Source organism: Sphingomonas sp. YR710, assembly GCF_900101455.1.
Taxonomy (GTDB): Bacteria; Pseudomonadota; Alphaproteobacteria; order Sphingomonadales; family Sphingomonadaceae; genus Rhizorhabdus.
Genome location: NZ_FMZJ01000032.1, coordinates 1 through 6,153, shown reverse-complemented (window position 1 = coordinate 6,153; position 6,153 = coordinate 1). Strand labels below are relative to the sequence as shown.

At 60.0% G+C, this 6,153-nt stretch carries 7 protein-coding genes and 1 tRNA gene; 7 read left to right on the top strand and 1 reads right to left on the bottom strand.

All coding sequences use genetic code 11. From position 1 onward, the window contains the following. Positions 1-54 precede the first annotated feature (54 nt). From BLS13_RS20045 to BLS13_RS21315, 3 genes are all read left to right on the top strand, one after another. Positions 55-888 (top strand): tyrosine-type recombinase/integrase, encoded by an 834-nt coding sequence (locus BLS13_RS20045; RefSeq protein WP_093454791.1) that lies wholly within the window; start codon positions 55-57, stop codon positions 886-888. A 59-nt stretch (positions 889-947) separates the two neighbouring features. Beyond that, positions 948-1,021, top strand: a tRNA-Gly gene (locus tag BLS13_RS20040). A 147-nt stretch (positions 1,022-1,168) separates the two neighbouring features. Next, positions 1,169-1,411: a hypothetical protein gene (locus BLS13_RS21315; protein ID WP_093454789.1), complete on the top strand. Its 243-nt coding sequence runs from the start codon at positions 1,169-1,171 to the stop codon at positions 1,409-1,411. Between the two features lie 404 nt (positions 1,412-1,815). Here the strand turns inward: BLS13_RS21315 and BLS13_RS20030 are convergent, their stop codons facing one another. Further along, positions 1,816-2,574 (bottom strand): class I SAM-dependent methyltransferase, encoded by a 759-nt coding sequence (locus tag BLS13_RS20030; protein ID WP_093454788.1) that lies wholly within the window; start codon positions 2,572-2,574, stop codon positions 1,816-1,818. Positions 2,575-2,662: 88 nt separating this feature from the next. Here BLS13_RS20030 and BLS13_RS20025 point away from each other — a divergent pair, with 88 nt between their 5' ends. From BLS13_RS20025 to BLS13_RS20010, 4 genes are all read left to right on the top strand, one after another. Next, on the top strand, positions 2,663-3,457 hold the full coding sequence (locus BLS13_RS20025) for an AraC family transcriptional regulator (RefSeq protein WP_093454786.1): 795 nt from the start codon (positions 2,663-2,665) through the stop codon (positions 3,455-3,457). A gap of 277 nt (positions 3,458-3,734) precedes the next feature. After that, positions 3,735-4,658, top strand: coding sequence for a nuclear transport factor 2 family protein (locus BLS13_RS20020; RefSeq protein ID WP_143012042.1), 924 nt, complete (start codon positions 3,735-3,737; stop codon positions 4,656-4,658). Continuing rightward, positions 4,655-4,810: a CoA transferase gene (locus BLS13_RS20530; RefSeq protein ID WP_143012041.1), complete on the top strand. Its 156-nt coding sequence runs from the start codon at positions 4,655-4,657 to the stop codon at positions 4,808-4,810. The genes BLS13_RS20020 and BLS13_RS20530 overlap by 4 nt, the downstream gene beginning before the upstream one ends. Positions 4,811-5,434: 624 nt before the next feature. Further along, on the top strand, positions 5,435-6,153 hold a 719-nt coding region (locus BLS13_RS20010), incomplete at its 3' end, for a TauD/TfdA dioxygenase family protein (protein ID WP_093454782.1).

Sequence of the window (6,153 nt, the reverse complement as noted above, 5' to 3'; positions counted from 1 at the left end):
GTCTTGACCCACCAATGACATCCGAAACATAATCGCAAGGTGGGTCACTTCTCGATGAAAACCCCGGGTCACTTCTCAGCAGCAATCAACAGTGCGGTGCCCCTGACCGTTTTCAATGATCCCCGGATGAAGGCAAAGATCGTAGCATGGAGAGATAGCCGGGCCGCGACACCGCGCGCCGCCGACATGGGCGTGACCGTACTCAAATCCTTGCTGGCATTTGGCGAGTTGCGAGGAAAGGTGATCACCAACGTCGCGCGAGGCATACCATCACTCTATCGCGGCGGGGACCGGGCAGAGATCATCTGGACGCCGGACGAGTTGACCCGCTTTCATGCGAAAGCCATCGAAATGAGCCTCCCTGCCGCTTCAGATGGCCTTCGCCTTGCCGCGACCACCGGGCTTCGCCGAGAAGATTTGGTGACGCTGACATGGGATCAGATCAGCCGTTTCGCGATCCTCAAAAAGGCAAAGAAGAGTAGCCGGGGACGGCGTCGCTACGCGACCGTGATCCGCCTCCCCGAATTAGACACACTGATCGAGGAACTGGAGAGCCGCTCTCGCAAGGAAGGCGTAAACACAGTTTTGGTGGATAATGACGGCGCACCGTGGACACCCGACCGCCTCACCAAGGCCGTGGGCAAGGTCCGCGACATGCTCGGCATCGTCCATATCGACCCGGAAACAGGAGTTCGCCGCAAAAAGCATCTTCACGACGCCAGAGGCACATACGCCACCAAGCTGATGACGACGACCGATCTGACTGATCAGGAATTAGCCGGGATGATGGGCTGGTCCCCTGACGAAGTTTCACGCATCCGCCATACTTACGTTGACCAGACCAAGGTAATTGTGGCACTCGGCGAGCGGATGAGACGGTCGGTGTAAACCGGAATTGTAAACCGCCTCGACCTAGCGGATGGAAAACCCCGGTTTTCTGCCGTTTTGCGGGTGTAGCTCAATGGCAGAGCAGAAGCTTCCCAAGCTTACGACGAGGGTTCGATTCCCTTCACCCGCTCCATCCTACGATCCACCGACGTCCATGCGGGGCTTTGCAACCCGCTGAAATCCGCGGTATTTTCTCTCCATCAGACCAGTGAAGGTTGCGCGCATCCATGCGTAGCCGGGCAGATTGGGGGCCATTTGGGGGCCTCAACCGAGCTGGTCAATGTGGGTGGCCCCCAAAGTGGGGGCCTCGCGTCTGCGCGGCGCATTGGTCACGCCTAAAGTCGTCCACCGCGCCGCGATCACGACGCCGAAGGAGGCCAGCGGCCTGTTGCGCTCGATCGAGGATTACGAGGGTGGTGTGCGGACCCGGATCGCCATGCGCCTGCTCCCGCACGTCTTCGTCAGGCCCGGCGAACTACGGCATGCCGAATGGAACGAATTCAACTTTGATCAGAAGGTCTGACCGACCCCCGAGCACAAGATGAAGATGCGCCGGCCGCGTGCCGTGCGCTGTCTCGACAGGCCATCGCGATCATACGCGAGATCGAACATGACGCGGACTACAGCGTGTATCTTTTCCGATCGCTGCGCTCCGTCAACCGGCCCACGTCCGACAACACTATCAACGGCGCCCTGCGCCGCATGAGTTACGGCAAGGACGAGATGACCGCCCATGGCTTTCGTGCAATGGCTGCCACACTGCTTAAAGCAAACCTCAAAGGGCTGAAGTTTCCTTTTGGGTCTTCGCTATTACCGGAAGCGACCACAATACGACCTTCGCTACTCGGTTCGGGAATGACCGGAACGAGGAAAATCTGCCGTCCGCTTCCGAGCAGTGGTCTATAAGATACGGAGGTCGCTGGGCAGCTACTGCCTCCAGGCCATGATCGATACAGGGAAATGGAAGCGGATACCGTCCTCGGCTTGCCAAGCGCCAACGCCGATACGATCCGCGCCGCTCGCGATATCGGTGTCGAACATCGCGATCAGGGCTGGCATATCCTCGGCGTCGGCGAGCGTATCGAGGCGAGCCTCCAGCCGATAGCTATCGACGAGAATTTCCTGGAGCCCGGCATTGCCCCCGATCTGCCGCAGTTGGTCGAGCGTCAAAGCGCTGGTATGGGAAGGGTCGCGCAGCCGTTCCATCTCGTCATAGGCCCACTGCCTGTCGGGCGCAGGCGTGGCGTCGATAACGACGATACGCCCCTCTACACGGCAGACCCGCTTCATCTCCGCCAGCGCAGCGACGGGGTCAGGCATATGATGGAAACTGTAGCGCGTGATCACGCAATCGAAGCAACCGTCATTGAACGGCAGCGCCAGCGCATCACCAACGTGCCATGTCAGATTGGCCAGATTCGTGGAGGCTTGCCGGACCTGAGCTTGAGCGATCATCGCAGGCGTGATGTCGATTCCGGTGACGTGGCGCGCATGTTCCGCGAGCGCACAGGTTAGGATACCGGGACCGCAGGCGACGTCGAGTACGTCCATGCCGGGTGTCGGCGCGCAGGCTCCGATTGTACGCGCCATCGCGTCGGCTTCGGCATGGATAGGCAGTTCCGCAAATGGCTTCGCCCAACGGGTGAACTGATCAACAATTCGCTGATCGTGCGCGCTCATGGTCATGTCGTTCTCCGTGCTCGAAGAACGGGAGATAGCCTTCTTCACGATGGCCGGCTAACGATCAACGGTCATTAATCGACGGATATCGGCCATGAGATCGCTCAGCAGCGAGGAAACGCGTGATGCATTGCATTCCCACGGCCTTGATCGGCCGAGCGGCATCGGCTTTGCCTTTCTCGATCGCGCGCGAAACACGTTCTACGACTGGCATACGCATGACTATCACCAACTGATCTACGCCATGGACGGGCCGACCCAGATCGAAACCACGCGAGGCCGTCACGTGTTGCCGACTGGCCGCGCTGCATGGATACCGGGCGGCGTGCGCCACCGAACATTAATCTCCGAGGCGAAGGGCGCTTCGCTCTATTTTTCGCCCGCCGTCGTGCCCGATTCCACGGGGCGGGTGCGCATCCTGATCGCCAGCCCCTTGATGCGCGAAATGATCCTGCACGCGACGCGCTGGCCGCTCGGCGCCGATGAGACTGACCGGATTGCCGCAAGCTTCCTGCGCACGCTCGCCCTCCTGTGCGGTGAATGGTTGGAGGCGGAGCTACCGCTTTACCTTCCCGGTGCCGAGCATCCTGCGATTGTGCGGGCGATGGACTATGCCGCCGCCGATCTCGCAGGCGCCACCCAGACCGGCGCTCTCGCTGCCGCCGCGATGTCCGAGCGGTCGTTTCGACGGTTGTTCGCTAAGGAGTCCGGTATTAGCTGGCAGGTCTGGATCGGGCAGGCGCGCGTTCTGATGGCGATGGGGCTGCTGATCGAGGGCCGCCGAGTCACCGACGTCGCGGCGGATGTAGGCTATGCCTCGCTCAGCGCCTTTGCTCATGCGTTCGCGAAACTCACTGGCGAGCCTCCATCGAGTTTTCGTCTGCGATAATCGGCCGCGAACGGCTACCTCAAAAGTTTGGTGGAGCGCTCTGCTCGTCCAGCTTTGGGTCGACAGGCGATGTGCGGAAGGGACGATCAGAAGCGCTCGCCATTCCTTGAGGTTTTCGAAACCGCTTACTGACCAGCGAGCGCAAAGAAGCGCGCCCCTTCCGTGCTATGCCCCGGTCGTAGGCCCGCGCACAGGCCTCATACATAGTTTCTGCTATTGCATCGAATCGCGGGGAAGTTAGGATAACCGTAATGCGCAAAGCGGAGAGACCGGTTAAATGAAGAAGCAGCCAATGAGCGCGGAGGCCGTCAGCCACGCCCGCCTCGCAGCGAGAGCCGCAGAGTTGAGCTGGATCCACATCTGGGCAGAATTGACGCAAGACCCGGAAAAGATCGCGGCAACGCTGGCGACCGATGCTCCTATCGCCTGGGCGCTAGCTGTCCCGTCCGAAGCCGCTGGCGGTGCCTACAGGTTTCTCGAAGGCAACAGCATCGAAGGAGTCCGCGAACAATATGAAGGGTTGCGCAGCCAGCTTGAAATCCACGGCTGGGAACCGCTGATCGAAGTTCGTGGCAGCTGGTACACAATGTGGTCCGGCGTCTCGAACATCAAGACGATTTCGACAGGTGTGATTCAAAAGGGACAGACAGCCGTGCTGTTCCCAGTTGGCGGCGACGGGATTCTGGGCGAATTGCAAATCGGCACTGTCGGCCGCTATGCCGACGGCACGGCCCCGGTCGACAATGCCAGGGTGCCGGTGCGGCGCCTCGGCGCGCTGCACGAGCACGAAGACTATCTGGAAAACCTGCGCAAGGGCGATGTGGACGCGATCATGGCGGCCTGGCGAGACGATGCCGCGATCGCCATCCGCAACTACCTTGTCGACGAATCGCAGCTCCTGAACGTGGGCGGTAGCGCGCAAATTCGTGACTATTTCACCAGCCTTTTCGAGCGCTACAGGGTGATCGACATCCAGATCGTCAACCGCGTAATCGATACCTGGTTCTTGTTCGCCGAACTTTACTGGATCGTCGAAGACCGCAAGACCGGCCTCAAGCGCGATTTTTGCACCGCAGATCTCACCTCGATCGACGAGGATCGCAAATACTGGGTCTGCACCGGCGCCGGAACAGACCCCATCCAGAGCAGTGGAACGCCAGCTGCTGCCCCGTCGATGGGGAAAAAAGCCTTCGCCGCATGACCAAGTCGAAAAGCCGGGTGCGCTTTCTCGACGATCTGCGCGTGCTGGAGATAACCAGCCTTTCGCCCAACCAGCTTGGCATGCATCTGGGCGATCTTGGCGCCGAAGTCATCAAGATCGAATCGTCAGACGCGACGATGCCAAGCACCTGATTGGCACTCGCCCGGCCTTGTCCATTCGGACTGCATCGGTCCCAACCGGAACCTGCCGAGCCTCGGCATCGGCGATGCCATCGCGAGTCTGAGGTGGACGAACACACGGGCGGCCCTGCGTGCCGTCGCGCCACGTCTACTTCAATACGCTTGTAGCACCTTTGCGGGGCCCTTCTTCTGCACTTGCAGTAATTTTTGCCTGACGCTTACACCCGCTTAGCAAAAAGCAATTTTGACGGCTTTCCTTTACTTGGCAATTTCCAACGGATCCCCTGACCAATGGTTCGCCACTCCCCGGCGATCCGGGCGGGCGTGGCCGTCCGAGTTGATCAGAACATAGTTCTTGGATTTGAATTTGGCGCTATCCATCTTGGCAATCCTTCGCGCATGTGGGCGGCCGAAAATCAGCAAACCCGCTCGGCGATCCGTTCGTTCGCACCACATTTGACGGGATTAACCATCCCGCTTCTCACATAGTGTCCACTATATTTTTGCCTGCGGAATTGACGCCGGTCAAATATTGCGGACCCAAATTTCTTGTAGGCATGCGGCCCTGCAGGCTGAGGAGCCAACTGCACCTGATCAACGGCGCATGCTTCGAAGCGATGATTGGAGGATTGCAGCATGACAAATCTGGTAGTCCGGGACCTGGCCCCGGCGTTTGGAGCCGAAATTTCCGGGCTGGACCCCAAGATTCCGCTGGACGGCGAAACGCTGGGAGAGCTGCGCAGGCTCTTCGATGAAAGGGCGCTGCTGGTATTCCGCGATATCGAAGTGGACCAGGCTTTCCAGAATTACCTGTCCTACGCGATTATCGGTCGCGAGGTGCCGAAACAGAGTCCATCGGTAGATCCAAAACGCGAATCATTCATCTCCAACAGGACCAAGAACGGTATCTCGCCTAGCGGACGCCTGCTGTTTCACACCGACATGATGTGGTGCGGGGATGCTTGCGAACTCCTTTCGCTCTATGGCGTCGAAGTCGGCCAGCCCGCCGCGCCTACCATGTTCGTGAGCGCCGCCAAGGCCTGGGAGACCCTCCCGGCCGACTTGCGCGAGCGCGTCGGAACGCGCGAGGCCAAACACATCCACGACCTTAGCTACGAGCGTTCGGGCGGCGATCCGACCGTGCAGTTCGCCAAGTTCGATGACGACGATTGCGTGGCCATGCCCATCGCTCACCGCCATCCGCGAACGGGCGAGACCATCCTCTATGTCTGCCAACAGATGACCAGCGACATCGTCGGCCTGCCCAAGGATGAGAGCGACGAACTGCTGGAGGCGCTGTTCGAGCACCTCTACGCGCCGGAGAATGTCGTCGTCCACGATTGGCGCCGCGGCGA